The sequence below is a fragment of the Nocardia testacea NBRC 100365 genome, assembly GCF_000308775.1.
Classification (GTDB): Bacteria; Actinomycetota; Actinomycetes; order Mycobacteriales; family Mycobacteriaceae; genus Nocardia; species Nocardia testacea.
Genome location: NZ_BAGJ01000087.1, coordinates 64,642 through 91,556, shown reverse-complemented (window position 1 = coordinate 91,556; position 26,915 = coordinate 64,642). Strand labels below are relative to the sequence as shown.

Genomic DNA, 26,915 nt, shown 5'->3' with positions numbered 1-26,915 from the left:
GCCCGGGATCACGCGTCGATCCTGCACGCGGACCTGGATTCCTTCTACGCCTCGGTGGAGCAGCGGGACCAGCCGCGGCTGCGCGGCAGACCGGTTCTGGTCGGCGGCGGGGTCGTCCTGGCCGCCAGTTACGAGGCCAAGGCCGTGGGCGTTCGCACGCCGATGAACATCGGCAAGGCATTGAGCCTGTGCCCGGACGCGACAGTGGTCCCGCCGCGGATGCCGGCCTATGCCGAAGCCAGCAGGTCGGTGTTCGAGATCTTCGCCGATACCACCCCGATCGTGGAGGGGATATCGATCGACGAGGCGTTCCTCGATGTCGCGGGACTACGCCGGATCGCGGGTGAACCGCAGGCCATTGCCGCCGAGCTGCGGGCACGGGTGCGGCGGGAGGTCGGCCTGCCGATCTCGGTCGGCATCGCGGGGACGAAGTTCCTGGCCAAGGTGGCCAGCGCGGTCGCGAAACCGGACGGGTTGCTGCGGGTGGAACCGGCCGACGAGCTCGGATTCCTGCATCCACTGCCGGTGCACCGGCTGTGGGGTGTGGGCCCGGTGACCGAACGTGCCCTGCGCGCCCACGGTATCGAGCGGATCGGGCAGTTGGCGGAGCTGGGCGAAGAGGGGTTGCGGCCGATCGTCGGCGCGGCCGCGGCCCGGCATCTGCACGCACTTTCCTGGGCGCGTGATCCACGGCGAGTGGAGACGGGGCGGCGGCGACGGTCCCTCGGCGCGCAGCGCGCACTGGGCCGTCGGCCGTACCCGGCCGCGGAAATCGACGCATATCTGCACGGCCTCACCGACCGGCTCGGCCGCCGGTTGCGGGCCGCCCAGCGGTGCTGCCGCACGGTGGTGCTGCGGATGCGCTTCGACGATTTCACCCGCGCCACCCGGTCGCACACCCTGCCCGGGGCGACCGACCACACCGAGACGATCCTGCGGGCCGCCCGGGGCCTACTGGCCGAGGCGATGCCGATGATCGAGGCACGCGGCCTCACCCTGATCGGACTGGCGTTGACGAATCTGGAGAACGCCGACCCCAGGCAACTCACCCTGCCCTTAGGCCAGGGGCCCACTCCGGCATTGGACACCACCCTGGACGCACTGCGCATCAGATTCGGCTCCGGGGCAGTCACCCGCGCCGCGCTGCTGCGGCATGGCGAAGGTCTGTCGGTGCCGTTGCTCCCGGACTGATCCGAGCAGATCACCGATCGGCCCGGCGTGATGCCGGCGCAGTTCGGCCCCGCCGGGGACCGTCATTGTCCGAGCCCGGGCGGGACCGCCGCTGCACGAACCGGGTCGAGACCATTGCCGTTCGAGCCGGACGAAACTGCCGCCGACCCTTGCGAACGAGACCACTGCTCGCCGAGAGCATCGGGCGCGGTACGCATTCGAACCCGCGACCGGCGGGTGCCGCATCTGGACGTTTGTTCAACAGTGTGGTTCGCTGCCAATCGAGCAGGAAGGACATCTCGATGGTGGCAACCTCCAAAACGCGTGCCGCGGCGCGACCCACGGATTCCGAGCAGGCGGCGCTCCCCCGTCGCACGGTACTGGCGGGCGCGGCGGCCGGCACGGTCGCGCTGGGCGCACTCACCGCGACCGCGCCGGGGCTCGGCGAGCGACTCGCCGCCACCGCACAGGCCGAACCCGGCGGCTATCTCGTGGGGCTGGGAATCTCCGATATCACCGGCCCCGCCGCGGAATGCGGCATGATGGGCTACTCCCAGCAGGATCAGACCACCGCGGGTATCCATCTGCGTCCTCGCGCCCGCGCGTTCGTCTTCGCCTCCGGGGTGGAGCGGGTCGTCTTCGCTGTCGCCGAGAACGCGATGATCTTCCAATCGGTGCATCGCGGTGTGCTCACCGAACTGGCGCGCCGTTTCGGCGATCTGTACACCGAACGCAATGTCCTTCTCACCTCCACACATTCACACGCCGTCTGCGGCGGAGCCGCCCACGACTACGCCTACAACCTGTCGATTCTCGGGTTCCAGGAGCAGGTGTACGACGCCGAGGTGAACGGTCTCGTCGAAGCCATCGCGGCCGCGCACGCCGACCTCTCCCCCGGCACGCTCGCCCTCGGCCGCGCCGAACTGCGCAATGCCAGCGTCAACCGCTCCCGGGTCGCCTTCGACCGCAACCCCGCCGCCGACCGGGCACACTTCCCGGACGCCATCGATCCGGCGGTCACCACGGTCTCGATCGGCAAGGGCGGCGAAGAGGTCGGCGCGATCACCTGGTTCGCCACCCACAACACCTCGATGACGAACACGAACCGGCTGATCAGCTCGGACAACAAGGGCTACGCGGCATTCGCCTGCGAGCACACCGATCACGGCGTGCGCTATCTCGACGGCGCACCGGGCTACGTCGCGGCCTTCGCCCAGACCAACGCCGGTGATATGTCGCCCAACCTGGATCTGCGGCCCGGTTCGGGCCCGACCGGCAACGAATTCGACAACACCCGCATTCTCGGGGAGCGCCAGCACGACGCCGCCCGCACGGCGGTCGCGGCCGCGATCCCCATGAACGGCCCGGTGGGGTCGGTGTTCTGCTATATCGACCTCTCCGATATCGCCATCGACGGTCGATACACTCCGGACGGCGCCGCCCGCCGCACGGCCGCACCCGCCGCGGGAGTGTCGTTGCTCGCCGGAAGTGTGGAGGACGGCCCCGGTCTGCCGGGCGGTCCGATTCCGGAGGGCGTCCGTAACCCCTTCCTCGACTTCCTCGGCGATCCGCACCGTCCCGCTCCCGGCTGGCTCGCCGATGCCCAGGCCCCCAAGGTGATCGCGGTGCCGTTCGATCTGCTACCGCCGGCGCCGTGGGTGCCGAGTGTGGTGCCGATCCAGATCGTTCGGCTCGGCGAGTTGTATCTGGCGGCGGCCGGTGGTGAGTTCACCATCGTGGCCGGCCTGCGGGTGCGCCGGGCGGTGGCGGATGCGCTCGGGGTCGCGCTGGATCAGGTCCTGCTCCAGGGCTACGCCAACGCCTACCACGAATATGTCACCACCCCGGAGGAATACGACGCGCAGCAGTACGAGGGCGCGTCCACGCTGTTCGGCCGGTACACGCTGCCCGCCTATCAGCAGGAGTTCACGCGGCTGGCCACGGCGCTCGCCGCCGGTACCGCGGTCGACCGGGGCCCGGCACCACGCGACCTCTCGCATCTGCAGCCCAACTTCGTCCCCGCCCCGGGTCCGGATATCGCGTTGCCGGGACACGATTTCGGCGCGACGCTCACCCAGCCGGCCACGCACTACACCCGCGGCACCCGAGCCGAGGTGGCCTTCGTCTCCGCCCACCCGAAACACAATCCCCGCCGCAACGGCACCTTCCTCGAGGTACAGCGGCTGGTGGAAGGGAGGTGGGTACGGGTCGCCAACGAAGGCGAGTGGGCCGTGCGCTTCCACTGGAGCACCCGCGGCCCGGGTACCTCGGTGGCCTCCTTCACCTGGGACATACCCGCCGATACCGTGCCCGGGCGGCATCGTTTCGTGCACTTCGCCGATCGGCTCACCCCCGATCGGCGACTGCAGCCGATCATGGGGACCAGCGCCGAATTCGAGATCGGCTGACGCCCGCGCCGCCGCGGTCCGGGGGGCGAGCGATCGCGATCAGGGCAGGATCGAATCGATATAGCCGCCATCCACGCGGACCGCGCCCCCGGTCGTGGCCGAGGCCTGATCCGAGGCGAGGTAGACCACCATATTGCCGATTTCGGCGGGTTCGATCAGTCGCTGGAGCAGCGAATGCGGGCGGTGTTCGCGCATGAAGCGGTGCTGTGCCTCGTCCCAGGGCAGTTCGGAGCCGACCAGGTCCCGGACGAAATCCTCGACGCCGGGCGTATGGGTCGGTCCCGCCATCACGGAATTGACGGTGACCCCCGTGCCCGCCGCGGCCTTCGCGTATCCGCGGGTGACGGCGAGCAGCGCGGTCTTCGTCGTGCCGTAGTGCACCATTTCCAGCGGCGTCACCACCGCCGAATCGCTGGCGATGTTCATGACGCGACCGAATCCCTGCTGCATCATGCCGGGCAGATACATCCGGATGAGCCGGATGGCGGACAGCACGTTCACCTCGAAGTAGCGCCGCCAATCGTCGTCGTCGATCTCGAGCACCGGTTTCGCCTCGAAGATTCCCAGATTGTTGACGAGGATATCGAGCTCGGGCACCTTCTCCCGCAGAATTCCGGCACCCACCGCGGAGGACAGATCGGCGGCGACGGCGCGAACCGAGGCGCCGGGGACTTCCTCCAGAATGCGGGTGCGGGCCGCTTCGGTCTTGTCCGGGCCGCGGCCGTTCACGATCACCGACGCGCCCGCCCGCGCCAGCGCGGTGGCGATGGCCAGGCCGATGCCCTGGCTGGAGCCCGTGACCAGTGCGTGCCGTCCGGAGAGGTCGATGTTCATCCCCTCATCGTGCCGCACCACCGCGTACCGGCCGGGGGCGCCACGCGGACCCTGTCGCCACGGGGTCACTAATCCGCCATTGACAAATGGCACATTTGTGAATGATTCTGAACGCATGACTAGGTCGACGAGGACCTCGCGCACCGGTGTGCCGCGCACCCCCTCCCTGCGTTCGCGACTGGCCGCCACCGCGGCGGAATACGGTCTGCGCCCGATCAACTGCGCGGTGCCGATGAACCCACCGGGTGTCCTGTTCGCCCGCACCCTCATCGCGACGATCATGGAACTGGCCGGCCCACCGCTGCGCGGCACAGTCGTCCAGGAAGTCCGGGCCGGCGACGTCCGCGGCGAATGGGTGCGCGCTCCCGGGGTCGAGTCCGGCGGCCGGGCCGTCTACTACGTGCACGGCAGCGGGTATGTGCTCTGTTCGGCCCGGACCCATCGCGGCCTCGCCTCCCGGCTGTCCCGCGATACCGGTCTGCCCGTCTTCGTCGTGGACTACCGGCTCGCCCCCGAACACCGCTTCCCGGCCGCCGCCGACGATATCGCCGCCGGTTTCGAATGGCTGCTCGGCCAGGGCTTCGCCGCGGACGACCTGGTGATCGCGGCGGATTCCGCGGGCGGGCACCTCACCCTCGATCTGCTCCTGGAGAACGCCGCCCGCGGTGATGCGCAACCCGCCGCCGTCGCCCTGTTCTCGCCGCTGATCGATCTCACCTTCGCCCTGGCGACCGAGCAGGAGCGACGCCGGCGCGATCCGGTGATCTCGGCCCGGGCCGCTCGCCGGCTCCCCCGCGTCTACACCAGCGGACATCCCGACGACACCCCGCGACTGCGCCTCACCGTCGCGGCCGGCACCGCGCTCCCGCCGATACTGGTGCAGGCCGGCGGCGCCGAGATGCTCAGCGCCGATGCCCGCCACCTGCACACGATGGTCCGGACCGCGGGCGGTGACTGCACCCTCGAGATCTGGCCGGGTCAGGTGCACGTGTTCCAGGCACTGCCGCGCCTGGCCCCCGAAGCCGACGCCGCCCTGAGCCGCGCCGCCGACTTCCTGTGCGCGGCACTCACGGTCGCCACCCCACGGAAAGTGAGCTGAGATGACAGCCCTGCGCAACCTCCTGCCGTTCGGCACCTCCGATCGCACCCGCGGCGCCCGCGCGGTCGTCACCGGCGCCGGCAGCGGAATCGGCCGCGCTCTCGCCCTCGAACTGGCCGCCCGGGGCGGACAGATCGTCTGCGCCGATATCGACGAGAGCCGTGCCGCGGGCACGGTCGCCCTCATCGAACGCGAACACCCCGGCGCCGCACACACTTTCCGCTGCGATGTGGCCCGCCGGGAAGACGTGGAGATCCTCGCCCGGTTCGCCGATTCGGTATTCGACGGACCGGTCTCGCTGGTGGTCAACAACGCCGGCGTCGGCATCGGCGGGAAACCGGTGGGCGAGATCGGCTTCACCGACTGGGAGTGGGCGCTCGGTATCAATCTGTGGGGCGTGGTGCACGGCTGCGAGATATTCGCGCCCCGGCTGCGGGCCGCCGGCCGCGGCGGCATCATCAATGTGGCCTCGGCCGCCGGTTTCGCGGCCGCGCCCGCGATGGCGGTCTACAACACCTCCAAGGCCGGTGTGCTGGCACTGTCGGAGACGATGGCCGCGGAATTCAGCGGTACCGATATCGCGGTCACCGTGCTCTGCCCCACCTTCGTCCGGACCAATGTCGCCCGGGACGGGCGCATCACCACGGGTTCGCGCGCCCTCGCCGACACCCTGATGCGCTGGACCGGCTTCTCCCCCGAGCGCGTCGCCCGGATCACCCTCGACGCGCACGATCGCGGCCGGCTGCACGTCCTCCCGCAGCCCGATGCCCAGCTGATCTGGCTGCTCAAACGCGCTTTTCCCGGACCGTACACCACCGTGGCGGGTCTGCTCGAGCGGCTGTTGCCGCAGGACGCGCCCGCCGTACCGACCACTACACAGAGAACAGGAGTCTGAGATGGCGACCATGGACTTCGCGGATATGCTCGACAAGATCAAGGACCGCCAGTGGGCACTGGCCGATATCGATTGGGACGCGCCGGGCGCGGAAACGATCACCCCCGAACAGCACGCGCGCCTGAAGCCGTTCATGTCGGACCTGATGTGGATCGAGAACGTGGGGGCGCGCGGATTCGCCGCCATGGCCAAAAAGGCCCCCGACGAGACCCTGCGGGAGATCTACCGTTATTTCCACGCCGAGGAGCAGAAGCACGCCAATGCCGAACTCGCGCTGATGCGGCGCTGGGGCATGCTCGAGGGTGACGAGATCCCGCAGCCGAATATCAATGTCAAACTGGTGATCGATTTCCTGGACAAATACGCCGACGAGATGTCGCTGTCCTTCCTGGGAACCGTGATTCCGATGCTCGAGGTGGCACTCGACGGCGCGCTGGTCAAATTCATCATGGACGAGATCGAGGACCCGGTGTGCCAGGAGGCGTTCCGGCGGATCAATGCCGACGAGTCCCGGCACCTGGCGGTGGATTTCGCGGTGATGGATGTGCTCGGCCATGCCGAGATGCGCAAACTGCTCATCGAACTGGTCGGCGGCTGGGTGAAACCCACCTTCCTGATCGGCGTGCTGAGTTATATGCCGCTGCTGAACAAGATGCGCGACAACATCGTCGCGATGGGAGTGGACGAGAAGAAGCTGTACTCGGCGCTCGAGCGCTACCGGAAGGTGGGTGAGCGCAGCGAATTCGCCCGCCGGTTGCCGATGTACCAGATCGTGAAGATGCACGGTAACTGGGTGGTCGACCGGGGTCATCCGTATCACCTGCTCGCGGACACCCTGGTGAAGGTCACCGGGGCCATTCCGCGGCGGCTACTGCGCAAGGACCCGAGCTGGTCGAAGGAAATCACCTACACCCCCGCCGCGTGACGAGGACGAGCATGACCACGACCAGCACAGCCCCGCTCGATGTCGCCGTGATCGGTGCGGGATTCGCCGGAATCGGCGCGGCCATCCGGCTCCGCGACCGCGGTATCACGAATTTCGCGGTGTTCGAACGCGGTGACGCGGTCGGCGGAACCTGGCGCGACAACACCTATCCCGGCGCCGCCTGCGATATTCCCTCCCGGCTCTACTCCTACAGCTTCGCACCCAACCCGGACTGGTCGCACACCTATTCCGGCAGCGGTGAGATCCTGAGCTATATCGACTCGATGGTGGCCGAATCCGGAATCGGTCCGCATATCCGGTTACGGCACAACGTCGCCGGAATGGCATTCGACGAGACCACCGGCACCTGGGCGATCTCGATCGAGGGCGCCGGAGAAGTCCGCGCGCGTGCGGTGGTGCTGGCGTCCGGCCCGCTGACCGAACCCGGCTACCCCGATATCCCGGGTATCGACACCTTCACCGGGCACACGATCCACAGTGCGCGCTGGGACCACGACTACGATTTCGCCGGAAAACGGGTCGCGGTGATCGGCACCGGAGCCAGTGCGGTGCAGATCATCCCGGAGCTGGTGGAACGGGCCGGCTCGGTGAAGGTTTTCCAGCGCACTCCCGGCTGGGTCCTGCCCCGGGTGAACCGGCGCACCGGCGCCCTCACCAAGGAGCTGTACCGGCATGTCCCCGGCGCGCAGACCCTCGCGCGGCAGGCGTGGTTCTACGGGCACGAATCGGTGGCGCTCGGCGTCGTCTGGAACACCCCGCTGACCCGGGTGGTCGAACTGGTCGGCCGGGCACAGCTGCGGCGCCAGGTCGCCGATCCGTGGCTGCGCCGACAGCTCACGCCCGATTTCCGGGCCGGCTGCAAACGACTGCTCATGACCGACGACTACTACCCGGCACTGCAGCGGGAGAACTGCAAACTGATCACCTGGCCGATCGCCCGGATCGCCCCGGACGGTATCCGCACCGCCGAGGGGATCGAGCACCGTGCCGACTGCATCGTGTTCGCCACCGGATTCGAGGTCTCCAAAACCGGGACACCGATCCCGATCACCGGCCGGGACGGCCGGGTGCTCGCCGACGAGTGGCGGCGCGGCGCGTTCGCGTATCGCAGTGTCGCGGTCTCCGGCTATCCGAACCTGTTCCTGACCTTCGGACCCAATTCCGGCCCGGGGCACAACTCGGCACTGGTGTACATGGAAGCGCAGATCGACTACCTGGTGCGGGCGATCGGTCTGATCCTCGACCGCGATCTGCGGATGCTCGAGGTGCGCCGCGAACGCCAGGAGCGTTACAACGCGGCCATCCAGCGCAAGCTGGGTGCGACCACCTGGAACTCGGGCTGCCGCAGCTGGTATCTGACCGAGGACGGGTTCAACGCGACCATGTACCCGGGCTTCGCCACCCAGTACCGCAACCAGTTGCGCGAGGTCGATCTCGACGACTACACGGTGGTGGCAGCCGAGCCGCGGATCGCGCCGACGGTGGCATCGATCCCCTAGCCGAGGGCTAGACTCGGATTCTCGGGCCGGATCACCGGCGCAGGCGGGCGAGGGAGGTGCGGACTCATGGCGCGATACCGGATCGACGATCTCGCCCGCGCCGCGGGCACCACCTCCCGCAATGTCCGCGCCTATCAGGAGCGCGGACTGCTCCCGCCCCCGGCCGACCGCGACGGCCGGGCCAGTATCTACGACGATTCCCACCTCGAGCGGCTCCGCCTCATCGACGCGCTGCTCCAGCGCGGTTTCACCACCGCGCATATCGCCGATTTCATCACCAGCTGGGAGACCGGCAAGGATCTCACCGAGGTGCTGGGCCTGCAGCACGCCGTCACCGCGAACTGGTCGGAGGAGGAGACGTTCGAGGTTCCCCGGGAACTGCTCGCCACCATTCTCGGTGAGCAGACCGAGGAGCTGGTGGAACAGCTGAGCCGGATGGGTCTGGTCCGGGTGGACGGCGAGACGGTGGTGATCACCGATACCCAGCTGCTCACCTCGTTCACCGAGCTCCACGAGTACGGGGTGGAGCTGGGCACGCTCATCTCGGTGTACGCCGACGTCGCCACGCGGATCGACGCTATCAGCGAGCTGCTCATCAACGCGGCGAAGAAACATATCGTCGACGAGCACGGGCCCGGCTGGCTACCGGACTCCAATGACGAGATCGCCGCCACCACCCGCATGCTCAATACAATGCGTGAACTCGGTGTCGCCGCGGTGCACACCAGTCTGGCCCGGTCGCTGGACGCCACGCTGCGGCGCGAACTCGGCGACTATCTCGCCACTGCCGCGGAACGGGAGCGGGAACGGAACATGGGCCGCGCCCAGCGCGATCACTGAGCGCCGGACCCGGGCCGCCTCAGGCCAGACGGCACAGTGTTTTTCCGGTCGTCGCGCCCGAGAGCATCGCGACCAGGGCGGCCGCCGCCTGCTCGATCCCCTCGAATACCGATTCCCGGTGGACCAGTCGTCCGGCCGCGAGATGCGCACCGACCTCGGCCCGCATGGCCGACTCGAGATGATTGAAGGATCCGGCCCGGAAACCCCGCATACGCAGGCCTTTCGCCACCATGGTGAAGAGGTTCGGCGGCCCGGCCGGGGCCGCGCCGTCGTAACCGGATACCGCCCCGCACAGCGCGATCCGCCCCTGCGGGCGGAGCGCGTCCAGGGCCGCGGTCAGATGGTCGCCACCGACATTGTCGAAATACGCGTCGATTCCGGTGGGCGCGAGTACGGCCAGCGATTCGGCGAGGGCGGGCTCGTGGTAGTCGAAGGCGGCGATACCGAGTTCGTCGCGCAGGTAGGCCACCTTGTCCGGACTGCCCGACGAGCCGAGGACGGTGGCGCCGCGCAGGGCCGCGAGCTGCGCGGCGAGCGAACCGACCGATCCCGCGGCCGACGACACCCACACTGTGTCCGCCGCGGTCAGCTCGAGAATTTCGACCAGCCCCACATACGCGGTGAGTCCGGCGCTGCCCAGCGGGCCGAGGAACCATTGCGGCGGAAGATCACCTGCCTCGATCCGGGTGGGTGCGCCGTAACCGCCGATGGTCTGCGCGCCGGCGCCCACCACCGCGTATTCGCGGTAGCCGAGAGTGTGGGAGACCAGATCGCCCACGGCGTAGTCCGGGTGGCGGGTCTCGGCGACCACGCCGAGCGCGAGACCGCTGAGACATTCGCCCGGGCGCAGCGGCGGCAGGTACCCGTCCGGTGTGGTCTCCGCCAGCCGGATGCGGATGGACGGATCGATCGACAGCCAGGTGTTGCGCACCAGGATCTCGCCCGGGCCGGGTTCCGGCACGGGTTCCTCGAGCAGCGCGAGATCGGTGACGCTCAGCTTTCCGGCCGGGCGCCGGGCCAGACAGAGCCGGCGATTCATCGGTGGTCCTCCTTGTCGGGCCTGCCGGGCTCGCGCCGTTCAGCGCGCGAAGGCGACCTCGGGCGTCCGGGCGATGAGCAGCCGGCGCACCGCACCGTCGGCGTCGAGCTGGGCGGTCGCATTGAACGACGCCTCGAACTCTCCGGCACGCGTGGTACGACCGAGCACGAGTTCGTATTCGCCCACCACCGCACCCACATCGATGTGATGGATCAGGGTGCTCTTCTCGCGCTGGGCGAGGTAGGCGACCAGTCCGGCCCGGTCCCCGACGAATTCGGCGCTCTCCCCGGATCCCTTCGAGAACTGCACCGACATGGTGAAATCGGCGGAGATCATGCCGAGCACCCGATCGGGATCGTCGGAGTCCATATAACCGAACCACCGCGTCAGCACGGGCACATCCGTCGTCATTTCCGTTCTCCTTCGGTCGAGGACCGGTCCACCAGCGCGAAGTCCGCGCTGAACGTGACCTGATATCGGTCGATGAGTCCCGTCGCGTCCAGATGCATCGCGGCCACGAAATAGCCGGTGGTCACGGTGCCGTTCTCGGTGACGGCGCCGTGGGCGAACTGCACGTCCCCGTCGGCGGCGACCCGCAACAGCACATGCTTGCGGTTCACCGGCGGCCGGCCGCTGAGGTAATCGAACATGGCCGAGCGGCCGCGGCCCCGGTTCACCCCGGTGGGCAGGACCATCGTGAAGTCCACGTCCTCGGCCAGCAACGCCACCGCGTCCCGCAATCCGCCGCTGTCGACGGTCGCGTAGTAGTCCTCGATCACGTAAATCATGAAATGAACTTAGTTCAGCAAACCACTTCTTGTCGAGAGTGCGAGCCGCTAGGCTCAATTTGCCGAATTGAACTCAAGTCAACCGGAGAATCATGTCCTCGACCTCAGCAGTTACCCCCGAAGCGCCCTGGCCGCGGGCGGAACCGGCAGCTCTCACGCCCGGTCCCGAGCAGGAACAACTGCGCGAAACACTGCGGGCGCTCCTCGCCAAGTACAGCGGGATCGAGCAGGTACGCGCGGCGGCGGAATCCGCGGCCGGATACTCCGAACCGCTGTGGCGACGCCTCGTCGACGAGATGTCGGTGACCTCGCTCGCCGTCCCGGAGGAATACGGCGGGCTCGGCTACGGCACCGCCGAACTGGCCGTCGTACTCGAGGAATGCGGCCGGGCCCTGGTCTGCGAACCCGTGATCAGCTCGGCCGTCCTGGGCGTTCAGGCACTGCTGCCGGCCGCCGCGGCGACCGCCGACCTCTTCACCGAGGTGCTGGACGGGCGATCGCTCGCCACCGTCGGCACCCTCGATCCAGCGACCGACGCGCTGCGGGCCCGATCCGATTCCACCGGCTGGCGAGTCGAGGGTACGGTCACCCACCTACCGGGCGGCGACACCGCCGATCTCGTAGTGGCCTCGGCGGATACGCCCGAGGGCCGCCGCCTCTTCGCCCTGCGGCCCGGCCCCGGGGCCGTGCGCAGCCCACGCCGCGTCCTGGACCCCACGCGCAGGCAGGCCGATCTCACCGTGCGCGACTGCCCGGCCGTCGCGCTGACGACGCCGGAATCGACACCCGCCGCCATCGCGCGACTGCACGATCTGGCCACCCTCGCCACCGCCTGCGAGAACACCGGCATTGTCGATCACCTGCTCGGGCTCACGGTCGACTACGTCCGCACACGCCATCAGTTCGGGCGGCCGGTCGGCTCCTTCCAGGCCGTCAAACACCGGCTGGCGGATCTGCTGGTCGAGCTGGAGCGCGCGCGCTCGGCCTCCCGGTACGCCGCCGCCCTCTACGCCGAGGACCCCGATTCGGCGCGGCTGGCCGTCGCGGTCGCGGGCGCCGTCTGCACCGACGCGGCCGTACTCGCGGCCTCCGAAGCGGTGCAGTTACACGGCGGCGTCGGCTTCACCTGGGAGCATCCCGTGCACTCCTATTTCCGGCGTGCGCTCGGAAACGAAGCAGCACATGGCGATTCACGCACTCATCGGGCTCGCATCGCCGATCTGATCGGCGTCTGAACAACTCACGACCGGCACGGAATTCCGTATTGACGCCCTCCGCGCCGTCGAGTACAACTGAAGTGAATCCAGTTCAATAACGGACAATGAAAGAGGCCCTCGATGGTTGACACCGACCACATCGTCCTGGAGAAAGACGGCGAGATCGCCCGCGTCTGGCTCAACCGCCCGCACAAGAAGAACGCGGTCACCGTGGAGCTGCTGCACCGGCTCGACGAGATCATCGTCGAGGTCGACAACGACCCCGAGCTGAAGGTCCTCGTACTCCGCGGCCGGGCCAACACCTTCTGCTCGGGCTTCGACCTGGACGAACTGCGGGAGAACTACGTCGGCAAGACCAACGCGATGGATGTCGCGGTGCTCTCGGCGAAGGTCTGTGACCGCCTGTACTCGATGAACACTCCGTCGGTGGCGGTGCTGGAGGGCTACGTCACCGCGGGCGGTTTCGAGCTGATGATCTCGTGCGATTTCGCGGTGGCGGCCGATGATGCCAAGATCGGCGACTTCCACATCCGGCGCGCGCTCTTCGGTGGCGCGGGCCCGATCTACCGCCTGCCCCGCATGATCGGCATCCGCAAGACCAAGGAGCTGATGCTCACCGGCAAACTGCTCTCCGGCACAGAGGCAGCGGCCTTCGACCTGATCAATGCCTCCGCCCCGGCGGCCGAACTCGACGCCCTGGTGGCCGACTTCATCGCGCCGATCATCGACAAGAGCCCATTCGCCATGAAGCTGACCAAGATGACCATCGATCGCGGCCTGGACGCCGATATCCAGTCGCTGATGGTGATGGAGCACCTGGCGGTCGGCAACGCCCTGCAGTCCGAGGACGCGCGCGAAGGCGTCAACGCCTTCCTCGAGAAGCGCGAACCCAAGTGGGTCGGTCGCTGACCCGGCCAGGCATATCGACCATCGGAAGGAAGACATGGGCGAGCAGGTGAAACCCGTACTGGAAGGCAGTAGGTGCCGGGTGTGCGGCACGGTCGGCTACCCGGCGAGCGCGATCTGCGCACGCTGTGCCCGGCCGACCGCCGACCCACTGCCCCTCGGCGACGAAGGGGTGGTCTGGGCCTACACAGTTCAGCGGTTCCCACCGAAATCGCCGCCGTATGTCGTTCCCGCCGAGGGTTTCACGCCGTACGCGGTCGGCTATGTCGAACTCCCCCAGGGAATCAAGATCGAGGCGATTCTCGACTGCGCCGACGATTTCGCCGCCCTGGATCGGGCGCCGGTGCGACTGGTCGCGGTCACACCGGTCCCCCGGTTCGCCACCATTACCACCCGGCAGAGCGAGGACCGGTGACAGACCAGGTTTCGATCATCGGTAGTGGGCTCTCGCGTTTCGGCCGCCGGCCCGGGGTCAGTGGGCGGCAGATGGCGGTCGAGGCGATCACCGCCGCGGTGGCCGACGCCGGCGTGACCTGGCCCGATATCCAGGTCGCGTTCGGCGGCAGCGACGGGTCCGGCCTGGCCGACACCCTGGTCGCCGAGCTCGGCTTCACCGGAATCCCGTTCACCAATGTCAAGAACGGCTGCGCGACGGGCGGCAGCGCCCTGTTCTCCGCGGTCAACGCGGTGCGCTCCGGCGCCGCCGAGATCGCGCTCGCGGTCGGCTTCGACAAACATCCGCGCGGAGCCTTCGATCCCGACCCCGCCGACTGGGGTCTGCCGGAGGGGTACGGCACCGCCGGACTCATGGTGACCACCCAGTTCTTCGGCGCCAAGATCGGCCGCTATATGCGCGAGCACGATATCTCCGCAGATACCCTGGCGAAGGTCGCCGAGAAGGCCTACCGCAACGGCAGCCGCAATCCCAACGCCTGGCGGCGGGAGCCGATCTCGGCGGCGCAGATCGCCGCCGCGGAGATGGTGAACGATCCGCTCACCAAGTTCATGTTCTGCTCCCCCGGCGAAGGGGGCGCGGCCGTGGTCGTCGCGAGCGCGGCCGCCGTGCGCCGGCTCGGCGGGCGCCCCGTGCGCTTGCGGGCGATCAGCCATCGCACCCGCCGCTTCGGATCGTTCGAGGTGTTCAGCCCCGCGGTCCAGGGCACGGGGGAACCGACCAGTGTGAGCACCGACGCCGCCACGGCGGCCTTCGAGCAGGCCGGGATCGGGCCGGGCGATATCGACGTCGCCCAGCTCCAGGACACCGAGAGCGGCGCGGAGATCATGCATATGGCCGAATGCGGGTTCTGCGAGCACGGCGCGCAGGAGGAACTGATCGCCACGGGCGCCACCGAGATCGATGGCCGGCTGCCGATCAACACCGACGGCGGTTGTATCGCCAACGGCGAACCCATCGGCGCGTCGGGGCTGCGACAGGTCCACGAAATCGTCACCCAGCTGCGGGGCGAGGCGGGCGAACGGCAGGTGCCGGGTGGTCCGCGCACCGGCTTCACCCATGTCTACGGCGCGCCCGGAATCAGCGCTTGCACGGTCCTTTCGGTCTGAGGGCGAGGAGACACAGTGAGTACACCGACACTTCCGGACCTCGCCGAGTTCACCGAGGCGGCCCGGGACTGGTTGCACGGGGTCGCCGCGCCCCGCACCGAAGCCGCCTGGGGTCACGGTGACGATTCGGTCGCCGTATTCGAGAATTGGACCGCCGCGGAGGAGCGGCGGCACACCGACGCGATCCGCGACTACGAGCGCACCAAATTCGATGCGGGCTGGGGGGCGTTGAACTGGGCCCCGGAATACGGTGGACGCGGGCTGCCGATGTCCTATGTGCTCGCGTTCCGGCGCGCCGAAGCGGAGTTCGAGGTCCCGCGGCGCACCGAGATGTTCTCGGTCACCCAGCAATTGGTGGCGCCGACCATCGAGCAGTGGGGGACGCCGGAACAGCGGGACCGCTACGTCCGCGCCATGCTGCGCACCGATCTCATCGCCTGCCAGCTCTTCTCCGAAACCGAGGCAGGTTCCGATCTGGCCGCCGTACGCACCCGGGCCACCCGGAACGCCGACGGCACCTGGACCCTCGACGGCCACAAGGTCTGGACCTCCGGCGCCCGCGTCGCCGACCTCGGCGTGGCGGTGTGCCGGACCGATCCGGCGGCGGCCAAACACGCGGGGCTCACCGTATTCCTGGTCCCCATGGATGCCGCAGGTGTCACCGTACGGCCGATCCGGCAGATGACCGGCGGCAGCTCGTTCAACGAGGTCTACCTCGACGGCGTGGTGCTCGACGACGAGCTGCGGCTCGGGCCGGTCGGCAAGGGCTGGCCGGTCGCACTGACCGTGCTCGCCGCCGAACGACTCGACGGCGCGACACTGGGCCTGGCGAATGCCGACCAGGCCGTGGCGCTGGCCCGCAATCCGGGTCGGGAGCTGTCCGATCTGGAACGTGACCGGGTCGCCGACCTGGTGACCCGCAGCTATGTACAGCGGGTGGCGGGTATGCGGGTCGCCGCGGCGGTGGTCGCGGGCCGGGACCCCGGGCCGGAGGCCTCGGCGGGCAAGCTGCTGGCCACCGACACCATGGCGCGCACGTCGGAAGTGGTGCGCCTGCTGCTCGGCCGCGACCTCGTCGCCGATTCGGGACGCTGGGGAACCTACGCCTGGACCGAGCACGTCCTCGGCGCGCCGGGCTACCGGATCGCCGGCGGCACCGACGAGATCCAGCACAACATCATCGCCGAGCGGGTACTCGGCCTGCCCAAGGAGCCACGCCCATGACGCTGGAACACCGGGTCCGCGACCGGCTGGCCGCCGAGGCCGGGCACGAGCTCACCGCCTTCGAACGCCTTCCGGGTGGCCATTCGGGACTCACCTACCGGGCGGTGACGACCGGCGCGAGCTATGTGGTGAAAGCCGTACCCGAGGGGCGCGAACCCATCGGCCGCCACGATATGTTGCGCCAGGCCCGGATCATGCGCGCGCTCGCGCCGACCGAGGTGCCGGTGCCGCGCATCGTCGTCACCGACGAAAGCGAACCCGCCTGGTTCGCCATGGAATTCGTCGCCGGCGAATCGCTGGAACCGGTCCTCGACGAGCCGGCCGTGGCGCCCGATCTCGCCGCGGCCCGGATGCGCCGGGCGGCCGAGGTACTGCCGCGGCTGCACGCGGTCGCCCTCGACACGGTCCCCGGTATCGAACCCGCACTCACCCCGGCCGACGAACTGGCCCGCTGGGCTCGCACTCTCGACGCGGTACCACCGGAACTGGTCACCGGCGGGGACCGCTTGCTCGAACTACTCGGCCGGCGCGTACCGGAACCGCTGACTCCCACCCTCGTCCACGGCGACTACCGGCTCGGCAACATCATCGCCGCGGGCACCGAGCCCGTCGCGCTGATCGACTGGGAGATCTGGAGCGCCGGCGACCCCCGGGTCGAACTCGGCTGGTTCCTGGTCTTCGCCGACGGCAGCAACTTCCCCGGCGTGGGCCGCACGGTACCCGGGTTGCCGAGCGCCGCCGAACTGGTGGAGCTCTACCGCGCGGGCGGGACCGGCCTACCGGAACTGCCCTGGTTCGATGCGCTGGGCCGGCTCAAGATGGCCGCCATCATGGGCCACAATCTGCGGCGGCACCGCGAAGGCCGGCACCACGATCCGGACCAGGAAAAACTGCCCGCCACCATCGACCGCCTCATCGAGACCGGAACCGCGCTGCTCGCCGGTTGATGTCTCTGTCCCCCAGTTCAGGAGCCGCACTGTGGATTTCTCCTATTCCGCCCGCACGGCGGACCTGCTCGACACGCTCGGTCGTTTCATGGACGAGCACGTCTATCCGGCCGAGCCGGTCTACGACGAGCAGCTCGCCGCGGCGGACAACCCGCACGAGCAGCCGCAGATCATGCGGGAATTGCAGGCCCGGGCCCGGGAACTGGGTCTGTGGAACCTTTTCATGACCCACGACGGATTGGGCGCCGGACTCACCAACCTGGAATACGCCCCGCTCGCCGAAATGGTCGGCCGGTCGATCATCGGTAACGAGGCGATCAACTGCTCGGCGCCCGATACCGGGAATATGGAAATTCTGGCCATGTTCGGGACCGAGGAACAGAAGGCGCGGTGGTTGCGGCCGCTGCTCGATTGTGAGATCCGGTCGGCGTTCGCGATGACCGAACCCGACGTGGCCAGTTCCGACGCCACCAATATCACCTCGACCATCCGCCGGGACGGAAACGATTACGTCGTCAACGGCCGCAAATGGTATACCTCCGGCATTCTCGACCCGGATTGCAAACTCATCGTCTTCATGGGCAAATCCGATCCGGAAGCGCCGGCCTACCGCAGGCAGAGCATGATCCTGATCCCCGCCGACGCACCCGGCGTCGAGGTGCTCCGTGATCTACCGATGTTCGGTTTCCACGACCGGCTCGGCCACGGCGAGGTGCAGTTCACCGATGTCCGGGTGCCGGCGACGAATATGCTCGGCGCCGAAGGCGACGGATTCGCCATCGCGCAGGGCAGGCTGGGCCCGGGCCGGATGCACTACGCGATGCGGGCCATCGGCATGGCCGAGCGCGCACTGGACCTGATGTGCCGCCGGGCACTGGAGCGCACCGCGTTCGGAGGCCCCCTCGCCGAGCGGGGTGTGGTGCGCGAATGGATCGCCCGCAGCCGGATAGAGATCGACCAGATCCGCCTACTGGTCCTGAAGTCGTCGTGGCTGATGGACACCCAGGGCAATGCGGCGGCACGCGCGGAGGTCGCCGCGATCAAGGTGGCCGCCATGGAGGTGGCGCACGCCGTGGTGGACCGGGCGGTTCAGACCTTCGGCGCGGCCGGGGTCAGCAACGACACCGTACTGGCCCGGATGCACGCGATCACCCGGGCCCTGCAGATCGCCGACGGCCCCAATGAAGTCCATCTGCGCACCATCGCGCGCCTGGAAGTGAAGAAGCATCGATGAGCACAATGGATCTGACCGGGAAGGTCGCGCTGGTGACCGGCGCGAGCCGCGGACTCGGACTGGCGATCGCCCGCGGGCTACGTGACGCCGGCGCCACGGTGATCGTGTCCAGTCGCAAACAGGCCGCGTGTGAGGCGGCGGTCGCCGCGCTGGGCGACGGTCCCGGCAGCGCGCACCCGCTGGAACTGCACGTGGGCCGGTGGGACAGTATAGAACCCGCCGTCGACGGGATCGTCGCCGAATTCGGCAGCCTCGACATCCTGGTCAACAATGCCGGGATCGCCCCCCTCGCCGATAACCTGGCGGCGGTGACCGAGAGCCTGTGGGACAAGACCCTGGAGGTGAACCTCAAGGGACCGTTCCGGCTGATGGCTGTCGCGGGGGCCCGGATGGCCGCCGCGGGCGGTGGCTCGATCATCAACATCTCCAGTATCGGCGCGGTCCGGCCCAGCCCGCCCGAAGCGATGTACGCCGCGGCCAAGAACGGTCTCAACGCGCTCACCATGGCGTTCGCGCAGGAATACGCTCCGTCGGTGCGGGTGAACTGTGTGATGCCGGGCGGATTCGCGACGGATATGGCCGAACACTGGGACGACGAGTTCGTCGGCAAGATCATCGACCGGCTCCCGGCGGGCCGGCTCGGGCGGCCGGAGGAGATCGCCGGATTGGTCACCCATCTGGCCGGCGATGCCGCCGGGTACACGACCGGGGCACTGATCCCGGTCGACGGCGGCCGGACGGCGGTGTACTGAGATGGTGACGGAGCCGGGCGGTTCGGATACCGCTACGCTGACGGGCCTGTTCGGGCTGAGTGGGCGCGTCGCCGTGGTCACCGGCGCCTCGTCGGGCCTCGGGCTGGGTTTCGCCCGGGTGCTGGCGGGCGCGGGCGCCACCGTCTACGCGGCCGCCCGCCGACTGGACCGGCTGACCGAACTGGCACGCACCGACCCCCGTATCGTGCCGATGCGCTGTGACGTGACCCGGGACGCGGACCGGATCGCCTTGGTGGACCGCTGTTATGCCGAGTCCGGACGTTTGGACGTCCTGGTCAACAATGCGGGCCGGCCGGGACCACCACAGGCGGAGCAGGAGACCGACGCGGAGTTCCGGGCGATCCTGGAGCTGAACCTGCTCGCCGGATTCCACCTCGCCACCTACGCGGCGACCCGATTGCCCGAGGGCGCAACCGCGTCCTACATCAATATCTCCTCGGTGATCGGCCTGGTTTCCACCGCACCGATCGGCGGCGCCAGTTACGCCGCCTCCAAGGCCGGAACCCTTGGGCTCACCCGGGAACTCGCCGGTCAATGGGGGCGCCGCGGTATCCGGGTGAACGCCGTGGTGCCGGGATGGTTCGACACCGAGATGACCGACGGATTGTTCGGCAACGAGAAATCGGCGGGCTGGGTACGGCGCAACACCATGCTCGGCCGGGGCGGCCGGACCGGAGAGGTGGACGGCGCCGTGCTGTTCCTCGCCTCGGACGCCTCGACCTATGTGACCGGGCAGACCCTGGTGGTCGACGGCGGCTGGACGGCACGCTGATGCTGGCCGTGCAGCTCACCGCGTGGGGCGCCGAACCCGAGCTCCGGGATATCCCCACCCCACGGCCCAGCGGCGAGGAACTGCTGGTGCGGGTCGAGGCGGCCGGGCTGTGCCGCTCGGATCTGCACATCATGGATTCCGCCGCCGGTGCATTCGGTTATCCGCTCCCGCTCACTCTCGGTCACGAGGTGGCGGGCACCGTGGTCGACATCGGTCCCGCGGCCGACCGTCGCCGGCTCGGGGAAACCGTGGTGGTTCACGGGGTCTGGGGTTGCGGCGAGTGCCGCAACTGCGCACGGGGGCGGGAGAACTACTGTCTGCGCCTGCGGCCGGGCTCCGACGGCCGGGGGAAACCCATCGGTAACGGCCTCGGCCATCCCGGCGGGCTAGCCGAGGCGATGATCGTGCCCTCGGCCCGGTTCCTGGTTCCGGCGCACGGCGTGGACCCGGTGGTCTGCGCGCCCCTGGCGGATGCGGGCCTGACCGCCTACCACGCGGTGCGGCAACACCGCGACCTGATCGATTCCGGCAGTGTCTGTCTCGTGGTGGGAGTCGGCGGGCTGGGCCACCTCGCGGTCCAGATCCTGCGCCAATTCGGCGCCGGCCGGATCATCGCGGTCGACAACCGGCCGGACGCACTACGAGTGGCCCGCCGGCTCGGCGTGGACGCGGCCTTCCCCGATATACCCTCCGCGACGGCCGGCCTGGACGACGGCGCCGATCTGATACTGGACTTCGCGGGCGCGCCGGACACCGTGGGCCCGGCCGGTCCGGCGCTCGCGCCGGGCGGACGCCTGGTGGTGGTGGGCAGTGCCGGCGGGCGGATCACGGCCGGCAAGGACGTGGGGCTGGCCGCGGGCTGGACGGTGACGGCTCCCTTCTGGGGACCGCGGTCCGACCTGGCGGCAGTGGTGGATCTCGCCCGCCGGGGCGCCCTGCACGTCACCGCGGAGACGTTCCCGCTCACCGAGGCGGTCGAGGTCTACCGCCGGCTGCGGTCGGGCGCGATCACCGGACGCGCCGTCCTGGTCCCACCGGCGTGACGAGCGCATTCCGCACCGCGCGAGCGTGGCAACGAGTAAACAGAGAGCACAGCGGCACGAGGAACGGGCGATGAGAGTACTGGCGAAGGAGCTGCTCGAACGAGCGCGGCGCACACCGGCGGATATCGCGGTGATCGACGAACTCGGACAGCACACTCTGGGTGAGGTCATGGCGACGGCGAACGCGCTGGCCGAGCGGATGGCGTCGCTCGACGATCGCGCCCCCACGGCGCTGATCCAGGCCGACAACACCTGGCGGACCCTGGCCGCGGCGCTGGCGGTCGGCCTGCGCGGCGGGGTGGTCGCCGTGTTCAGCCCGCACGCCACCGAATCGGAGTTCCGGCTCGCGCTCGAGGACATCGCACCGGATCTGGTGATCGGTGACCCCGCGGCCCTGCGCCACTGGGAGGTCCCGACGGAGGTCTTCTCCCGCCGCGACACCGCCTTCGGCGAGCACCTGCTGCTGGCCCGCGCCACGCCGTTCCAGACCGTCCGGCGCTGGCACGGTGGCAGCGCGATCGCGATGACCTCCGGTTCCACCGGCCGGCCGAAATGTGTGGTCCAGTCCGAGGACGCCATCCGCTACGCGTGTCGCAGCACGATCGACGCGGTCGGACTGCGCCCCGGCGAGACCGTGGGCGCGTTCGTACCGCTGTCCTCGGTGGCCGCGTTCTGCTTCGGTATGTACCTGCCGGCGTTTCTCGGCGCCACCATGGTCACCATCGGCCGCTGGTCCCCCGGCGCCGCGCTCGCGGCGATGTCCGCGCACCGGGTGGCGTGGACCATGCTGGTCCCGACCATGGCTCTGCAGCTCTCGGTGGTCGAGGGCAGCGCCGGGCAGCTGTCGGCCATGCGCGCCATGACCGTGGGCGGCGGCCCGATGAACCAGCGGGCGCTGGCCGAGGCCGAGCAGAAGCTCGGCACCACTTTCCTGCGGGTGTTCGGCATGTCGGAGTGTCTCGGCCACACCACACCGCGGCTGGACGACGCGCCGGAGATCCGGTTGGGGCGTGACGGCCGTCCGTTCCCGGGCACGGTCGTCCGCGCGGTCGACGAGCACGGCGCGCCGCTGCCCGCGGGAGAGATCGGCGATGCGCAGGTGAAAGGCCCTTCGCTGTTCGTCGGGTATGCCCGCGGTGGCGTCCCGGTGGCGCCGGCGCTGACCGCCGACGGGTTCCTGCCCACCGGTGATCTGGTGGAGGTGGCCGACGACGGTTCCATCCGGGTGATGGGGCGGCAGAAGCAGATCATCATCCGCGGCGGGCGCAATATCGATATCAACGAGATGGAGGCGGCGATCGCGGCGCTACCGGGTGTGGTGCAGGTCTGCGTCGTCCCGGTCCCCGATGATCTGCTCGGCGAACGCGCGGCGGCCCTGGTCGTGACCGATACCGATGAGCTGACGCTGCCGACGGTGACCGCGCAGCTCGCCGCCGCGGATTTCCCCAAATTCAAATGGCCCGAATACCTGTTCACCGTCGCCGACCTGCCGCAGAATCGGGTCGGGAAATTATCCCGGCCGGACGCGGTCCGGCTCGCCGCGCAACTCGCCGCAGCCGACTCGAGTTCATATCGGGTGGGGTAGAGTTGAAGCATCCACACAGCCGAATCCTGGGGGCACTTCACTCATGACCGTTGATACCGGAGCTCGGCGGGAGAGCCCGCGTTCGAAGCGCGGCAGCATCCTGACCGCGGCGATCGAGCAATTCGGGCGAATCGGTTACGAACATACGAAATGGGCCTCCATCGCCGACGAAGTCGGAATCGGACAGACCGCGCTGTACCACTATTTCGAATCGAAAGCGCACTGCCTGCTGACCATCATGCGGCTGGAATTGGCCGATTCAGTGGACCGTTTCGAAGCGGCGGTCGAGGGGACGGAAAACCCGGAAAAGGCATTGCGTGCGGCCGTGGCCGCGGCCTTGCGCGCGGAGCCCATCGATGCGCTGCAGCGGCGGATCCTGCAGAACCACATGGATCTGCTCGCCTCGCCTCGGCAATCCGAGAAAGAGGAAGCCGAACGGTTGCGCTCGCGCGAACTGGTCCAAGAGATCGAGCAGAACTGGACCGACCTCATCGCCCGCGGTGTCGAGACCGGCGATTTCACCGGTGACGATCCGCGGGTGCTCGGCCGGCTCGTCCTCGCCGTGGTGATCAGCGTCTGGCGCTGGTACCGCCCGGACGGCGCGCTCACCCTCGCCGAGATCACCGATACCGTCACCGAAACCGCGGTGCGGATGGTGCGCGCGTAACAACCGCCGAGCAGGGCGCGCGCCCTCTCGCTTACCCTGCGAAACCGAACAGAATTCAGTTAGGATATTTCCATGTACAACCTCATCGTTCTGGCGTCACGCCCCAGCGACTGGACCCACGACCAGTTCATCGAGTGGTGGCGCGGCGAACACGCCGAGGTCACCTACCCCCTGCCCGGTCTGCTGCGCTGGCAGCACACCGAACTGCTCGACAGCTTCGACGAACGGTCCGCCGGATGGGACGGGCTGTCGATCCTGAGCTTCGAATCCCGGGAGGCGCTCGATTCCGCGCTGGCCAGTCCGGAATGGAAAGCGGCCGTCCACCACGTCGGCGCCATGCGCGGTCGCCGGATGATCTGGTACGGCGAGGAACAGACCATGGTGCCCTTGGCCGGCAGCGGCGCATGAGCGCCCATTGGGCCGAACCCGGGTGCTATCCGGCGGCGGAGGGCATTCACCGCATACCGCTGCAGCTACCGCAGGACGGCTTGCGCGCGGTCAATGTCTACGCCGTCGAGACCGACGACGGACTCGTGCTGATCGACGGCGGCTGGCACCGCCCGCACACCCATGACGAACTGTCCGCCGGACTCGCGCGCATCGGCCGTTCCCCCGGCGAGATCCACGATGTCCTGGTCACCCATATCCATCGCGACCACTACACCTTCGCGGTGGAACTTCGCCGCCGGCACGGCTGCCGGATCCATCTGGGTCCCGGCGAGTCGGTGGGCCTCGAGGCGGTGCGCGCCCTGGGAAACAATGTCCCGGAGAGCTCGCTGCGGGAACTCCGGCGGGCGGGAGCGGCCGGTATCGCCGCGCGCGCCTATCTCGGCAGCGCCGGCGAGCCTTTCGATATCGCGGACTGGGAGACACCGGATCATTGGCTGCGGCCCGGCCCGGTATCCCTCGGCGGCTACGAAATCGAGGTCCTCGAAACCCCCGGACACACGAAGGGGCACACGGTTTTCCATGATCACCGGCGCCGGCTGGTGTTCACCGGCGACCATCTGCTCCCCTCCATCACGCCGTCCATCGGTTTCGAACTCGGCACCTGGGAACTGCCGCTGGACAAGTTCCTGCACTCGCTGACCCTGCTGTGTGACGACGACGACCGGACCATGCTGCCCGCACACGGCCCCCACGGCGGCAGCGCCGGCGAACGGGCCCGCGCGCTACTCGCCCACCACGACCGCAGATTCGACCAGATACGCACCGCGGTCACCGATCTCGCGCCGTGTACCGGTTACGAAGTCGCCCAGGCCCTGACCTGGACCCGCCGGGAACGCCCCTTCGCCACCCTGGACACGTTCAACCAGATGGTCGCGACCTGCGAAACCATGGCCCACCTGGATGTCCTCGTGGCGCGGGACATCCTCGCCGCGGACGATATCGACGGTGTGGATATCTTCCGCCTCCCACACTGAACACCCACAGCAGGGAAACCCTCGCCGCGGGCAGCCACACCGATACCGGCTCGGCCATGTCAGCGTGTCGGCCACCCACCGCCGGGTACCACGGAGCCCTCGGGAAAATCCTGTCCGAGGGATGAACCTTCGATCACCGGAATCGTTCTGCACCGGGCGGTTCGACTCATATCGGCGTTCCCGCTCGCATGCGAGGACAGGTCCGGGGCAGAGGCACCGGAACGCCACGGTGCCGAAGTCGGCCCCCTACGCCGTCGTACCGACGCAACGCCCGCTCCTGCCGATCCACACCGCGACAGCCGAAGTTGACCTCAACTAATGTTGAGTTCCTAGCGTAGCGTCCATGAGCGACTCACGACCGTCCACGACGATTCTGGTGACCGGCGCCACCGGCAATATCGGCAGCGAACTGCTGCGGCAACTCCCCCAGCGAAGCGACCTGCACATCCGCGCCGCGACCCGCGATCCGTCCGGTGCCACGCTGCCCGGCACGGTCGAGGCGGTCCGCGCCGACCTGCGCCGGCCGGACTCACTGCGGTCCGCGCTCGCGGGCGTCACCGCGCTCTTCCTGGTGTCCCGGGTGGGCGACGATGCCGCCGTTCTGGCCGCGGCCCGCGATGCCGGCGTCGAGCATGTCGTGCTGGTTTCCTCGATCACGGTGCAGAGCCACCCCCATCTGGAGCCTGCCCGGGAGAACGCCGCGGTGGAACGGTTGCTCGAGACCAGCGGTATGGACTGGACGATCCTGCGTCCCACTCAATTCGCGTCCAATGCCCTGTGGTGGGCGGATTCGATCCGTGAAACACGCAGCGTCGAAGTGCCTTTCGCCGATATCGGGCTACCCACCGTCCATCCCGCCGATATCGCCGCGGTGGCCCGGGTGGCGTTGACCGAGCGCGGGCATCGCGGGCGCACGTACGCGCTGACCGGACCTGCCCGGATCAGCCCGCGCTGGCAGGTCGACGCGATCGCGGCGGCACTCGGGGAGCGGATCTCCTTCACCGAAATCGATCGGGCCCGGGCGCGGGAGCGGATGATTCCGCAACTGGGTCCGCGGACCACGGACGCGCTCCTCGATGTGACGGGCGGCGATATCAACGAGGAACTGCTGGCGGTCCGCGACACCGTCACTCGGGTGACCGGCTCCCGCGCCCGGACCTTCGAGGACTGGGTCGCCCGCAACGTGTCCGCCTTCCGCTGAGACACAGACGGCCCGGGCCACTCCACCCTCATCCGATGGAGTGACCCGGGTCGCGGACTCACGCGCAGGTCCAGCCGCCGTCCACATAGAGTTCGGTGCCGGTGACGAAGGTGGAATCGTCCCCGGCCAGGAAGGCGACCGCGGCGGCGACTTCCGTGGCGCGGCCGAGCCGGCCCATGGGCGTATGGGCCAGCATCGCCCGATGGCGCTCGGTTCCCTCGTACCGCGCGCGCAGCTGGTCGGTTTCGATGAAGCCCGGATGGATCGAATTCACCCGGACCCCTTTCGTGGCCCAGTGCAATGCCGCGTTCTTCGTCATCGTCCGGACCGCACCCTTGGCGGCCGCGTAGGCGAGGCTGTTTCCCAGTCCGCCGACCGTGCCCAGAATCGAGCAGAGATTGACAATCGACCCGCCCCCGCTCTCCTCGATCATGGCACCCGCGTGTTTCATTCCCAGCCAGGTCCCGGTCTGGCCGACCTCGATCACCCGGTTGTAGCGCTCGAGGTCTTCCTCGACCACCGAGGCGAGGCTGCCGATGGCGCCATTGTTGACCAGCCCGTCGAGCCGTCCGTACCGCCGCCGCACCGCGGCGACACTCTCCCGCCACTCGTCCTCCCGGCTGATATCGAGTGGCCGGGTGAGGTGGCGGTCCGGTTCGTCGAGACCGGCGACCAGGTCGGCACAGGCGGCCTCGCCGAGGTCCGTCACCACCAGCGCGGCACCCTCGGCGGCGAGCCGGCGCACGATCTCCACGCCGATCCCGCCCGTCGACCCGGTCACCAGGACGACCTTGTCCCGCAGCCTCGCGACTCCCGTTGTCATCGCGGCCCTTTCTGTTCC

At 68.9% G+C, this 26,915-nt stretch carries 27 protein-coding genes; 22 read left to right on the top strand and 5 right to left on the bottom strand.

The window, feature by feature from the left end; all coding sequences use genetic code 11:
- Positions 1-1,191: DNA polymerase IV (dinB, locus tag ON38_RS11665; RefSeq protein ID WP_039824727.1), on the top strand; the 1,191-nt coding region annotated here is incomplete at its 5' end.
- Between the two features lie 281 nt (positions 1,192-1,472).
- Positions 1,473-3,578 (top strand): neutral/alkaline non-lysosomal ceramidase N-terminal domain-containing protein, encoded by a 2,106-nt coding sequence (locus ON38_RS11660; protein WP_051164617.1) that lies wholly within the window; start codon positions 1,473-1,475, stop codon positions 3,576-3,578.
- 39 nt (positions 3,579-3,617) lie between these two features.
- Here the strand turns inward: ON38_RS11660 and ON38_RS11655 are convergent, their stop codons facing one another.
- The gene (locus tag ON38_RS11655; protein ID WP_039824725.1) at positions 3,618-4,412 is read right to left on the bottom strand and encodes an SDR family NAD(P)-dependent oxidoreductase; all 795 of its coding nucleotides are present in this window, start codon (positions 4,410-4,412) and stop codon (positions 3,618-3,620) included.
- A gap of 115 nt (positions 4,413-4,527) precedes the next feature.
- Between ON38_RS11655 and ON38_RS11650 the strand changes: the two genes are divergently transcribed.
- From ON38_RS11650 to ON38_RS11630, 5 genes are all read left to right on the top strand, one after another.
- Positions 4,528-5,511 (top strand): alpha/beta hydrolase, encoded by a 984-nt coding sequence (locus ON38_RS11650; RefSeq protein ID WP_039824723.1) that lies wholly within the window; start codon positions 4,528-4,530, stop codon positions 5,509-5,511.
- Between the two features lies 1 nt (position 5,512).
- On the top strand, positions 5,513-6,406 hold the full coding sequence (locus ON38_RS11645; RefSeq protein ID WP_039824720.1) for an SDR family NAD(P)-dependent oxidoreductase: 894 nt from the start codon (positions 5,513-5,515) through the stop codon (positions 6,404-6,406).
- A 1-nt stretch (position 6,407) separates the two neighbouring features.
- Positions 6,408-7,331: a ferritin family protein gene (locus ON38_RS11640; RefSeq protein ID WP_051164616.1), complete on the top strand. Its 924-nt coding sequence runs from the start codon at positions 6,408-6,410 to the stop codon at positions 7,329-7,331.
- Positions 7,332-7,342: 11 nt separating this feature from the next.
- On the top strand, positions 7,343-8,851 hold the full coding sequence (locus tag ON38_RS11635; protein WP_039824718.1) for a flavin-containing monooxygenase: 1,509 nt from the start codon (positions 7,343-7,345) through the stop codon (positions 8,849-8,851).
- A gap of 66 nt (positions 8,852-8,917) precedes the next feature.
- Complete coding sequence (locus ON38_RS11630; RefSeq protein ID WP_039824716.1) at positions 8,918-9,691, top strand: MerR family transcriptional regulator; 774 nt, start codon at positions 8,918-8,920, stop codon at positions 9,689-9,691.
- A gap of 19 nt (positions 9,692-9,710) precedes the next feature.
- Here the strand turns inward: ON38_RS11630 and ON38_RS11625 are convergent, their stop codons facing one another.
- From ON38_RS11625 to ON38_RS11615, 3 genes are read right to left on the bottom strand one after another with little or no spacing between them, the layout of a single operon-like run.
- Positions 9,711-10,730 (bottom strand): NADP-dependent oxidoreductase, encoded by a 1,020-nt coding sequence (locus ON38_RS11625; protein WP_039824714.1) that lies wholly within the window; start codon positions 10,728-10,730, stop codon positions 9,711-9,713.
- Positions 10,731-10,769: 39 nt separating this feature from the next.
- Positions 10,770-11,141 (bottom strand): hypothetical protein, encoded by a 372-nt coding sequence (locus ON38_RS11620; RefSeq protein WP_039824713.1) that lies wholly within the window; start codon positions 11,139-11,141, stop codon positions 10,770-10,772.
- Entirely contained in the window at positions 11,138-11,518 is a 381-nt protein-coding gene (locus ON38_RS11615; RefSeq protein WP_039824712.1) for a nuclear transport factor 2 family protein, read from the bottom strand. Before ON38_RS11615 ends, ON38_RS11620 begins: the two co-directional genes overlap by 4 nt.
- Before the next feature lie 92 nt (positions 11,519-11,610).
- Here ON38_RS11615 and ON38_RS11610 point away from each other — a divergent pair, with 92 nt between their 5' ends.
- From ON38_RS11610 to ON38_RS11540, 15 genes are all read left to right on the top strand, one after another.
- Positions 11,611-12,753: an acyl-CoA dehydrogenase family protein gene (locus ON38_RS11610; RefSeq protein WP_039824711.1), complete on the top strand. Its 1,143-nt coding sequence runs from the start codon at positions 11,611-11,613 to the stop codon at positions 12,751-12,753.
- A gap of 102 nt (positions 12,754-12,855) precedes the next feature.
- Positions 12,856-13,644, top strand: a complete 789-nt coding sequence (locus ON38_RS11605) for an enoyl-CoA hydratase/isomerase family protein (RefSeq protein ID WP_039824709.1) — start codon at positions 12,856-12,858, stop codon at positions 13,642-13,644.
- A gap of 34 nt (positions 13,645-13,678) precedes the next feature.
- Positions 13,679-14,056: a Zn-ribbon domain-containing OB-fold protein gene (locus tag ON38_RS11600; protein ID WP_039824708.1), complete on the top strand. Its 378-nt coding sequence runs from the start codon at positions 13,679-13,681 to the stop codon at positions 14,054-14,056.
- Positions 14,053-15,204 carry a thiolase family protein gene (locus tag ON38_RS11595; RefSeq protein WP_039824706.1) on the top strand — a complete coding sequence of 384 codons (1,152 nt, stop codon included), beginning with the start codon at positions 14,053-14,055 and terminating at the stop codon, positions 15,202-15,204. Before ON38_RS11600 ends, ON38_RS11595 begins: the two co-directional genes overlap by 4 nt.
- A 15-nt stretch (positions 15,205-15,219) precedes the next feature.
- Positions 15,220-16,428, top strand: coding sequence for an acyl-CoA dehydrogenase family protein (locus tag ON38_RS11590; protein WP_039824705.1), 1,209 nt, complete (start codon positions 15,220-15,222; stop codon positions 16,426-16,428).
- Positions 16,425-17,375, top strand: coding sequence for a phosphotransferase family protein (locus tag ON38_RS11585; protein WP_039824704.1), 951 nt, complete (start codon positions 16,425-16,427; stop codon positions 17,373-17,375). The genes ON38_RS11590 and ON38_RS11585 overlap by 4 nt, the downstream gene beginning before the upstream one ends.
- Before the next feature lie 31 nt (positions 17,376-17,406).
- On the top strand, positions 17,407-18,609 hold the full coding sequence (locus ON38_RS11580; RefSeq protein WP_039824703.1) for an acyl-CoA dehydrogenase family protein: 1,203 nt from the start codon (positions 17,407-17,409) through the stop codon (positions 18,607-18,609).
- A complete protein-coding gene (locus ON38_RS11575; RefSeq protein WP_039824702.1) occupies positions 18,606-19,361 on the top strand; it encodes an SDR family NAD(P)-dependent oxidoreductase in 756 nt (251 codons plus the stop codon). Before ON38_RS11580 ends, ON38_RS11575 begins: the two co-directional genes overlap by 4 nt.
- A gap of 1 nt (position 19,362) precedes the next feature.
- Positions 19,363-20,154: an SDR family NAD(P)-dependent oxidoreductase gene (locus ON38_RS11570; RefSeq protein WP_051164615.1), complete on the top strand. Its 792-nt coding sequence runs from the start codon at positions 19,363-19,365 to the stop codon at positions 20,152-20,154.
- A complete protein-coding gene (locus ON38_RS11565) occupies positions 20,154-21,197 on the top strand; it encodes an NAD(P)-dependent alcohol dehydrogenase (RefSeq protein WP_039824701.1) in 1,044 nt (347 codons plus the stop codon). The genes ON38_RS11570 and ON38_RS11565 overlap by 1 nt, the downstream gene beginning before the upstream one ends.
- Positions 21,198-21,267: 70 nt before the next feature.
- A complete protein-coding gene (locus tag ON38_RS11560) occupies positions 21,268-22,782 on the top strand; it encodes a class I adenylate-forming enzyme family protein (protein ID WP_039824700.1) in 1,515 nt (504 codons plus the stop codon).
- A 43-nt stretch (positions 22,783-22,825) separates the two neighbouring features.
- Positions 22,826-23,449, top strand: coding sequence for a TetR/AcrR family transcriptional regulator (locus tag ON38_RS11555; protein ID WP_039824698.1), 624 nt, complete (start codon positions 22,826-22,828; stop codon positions 23,447-23,449).
- 72 nt (positions 23,450-23,521) lie between these two features.
- Complete coding sequence (locus ON38_RS11550) at positions 23,522-23,857, top strand: EthD domain-containing protein (RefSeq protein WP_039824695.1); 336 nt, start codon at positions 23,522-23,524, stop codon at positions 23,855-23,857.
- Positions 23,854-24,873 carry an MBL fold metallo-hydrolase gene (locus ON38_RS11545; RefSeq protein ID WP_039824693.1) on the top strand — a complete coding sequence of 340 codons (1,020 nt, stop codon included), beginning with the start codon at positions 23,854-23,856 and terminating at the stop codon, positions 24,871-24,873. Before ON38_RS11550 ends, ON38_RS11545 begins: the two co-directional genes overlap by 4 nt.
- A 343-nt stretch (positions 24,874-25,216) precedes the next feature.
- Positions 25,217-26,074 carry an SDR family oxidoreductase gene (locus ON38_RS11540; RefSeq protein WP_039824690.1) on the top strand — a complete coding sequence of 286 codons (858 nt, stop codon included), beginning with the start codon at positions 25,217-25,219 and terminating at the stop codon, positions 26,072-26,074.
- A gap of 58 nt (positions 26,075-26,132) precedes the next feature.
- Here the strand turns inward: ON38_RS11540 and ON38_RS11535 are convergent, their stop codons facing one another.
- Positions 26,133-26,897: an SDR family NAD(P)-dependent oxidoreductase gene (locus ON38_RS11535; protein ID WP_039824687.1), complete on the bottom strand. Its 765-nt coding sequence runs from the start codon at positions 26,895-26,897 to the stop codon at positions 26,133-26,135.
- Between the last annotated feature and the right edge of the window lie 18 nt (positions 26,898-26,915).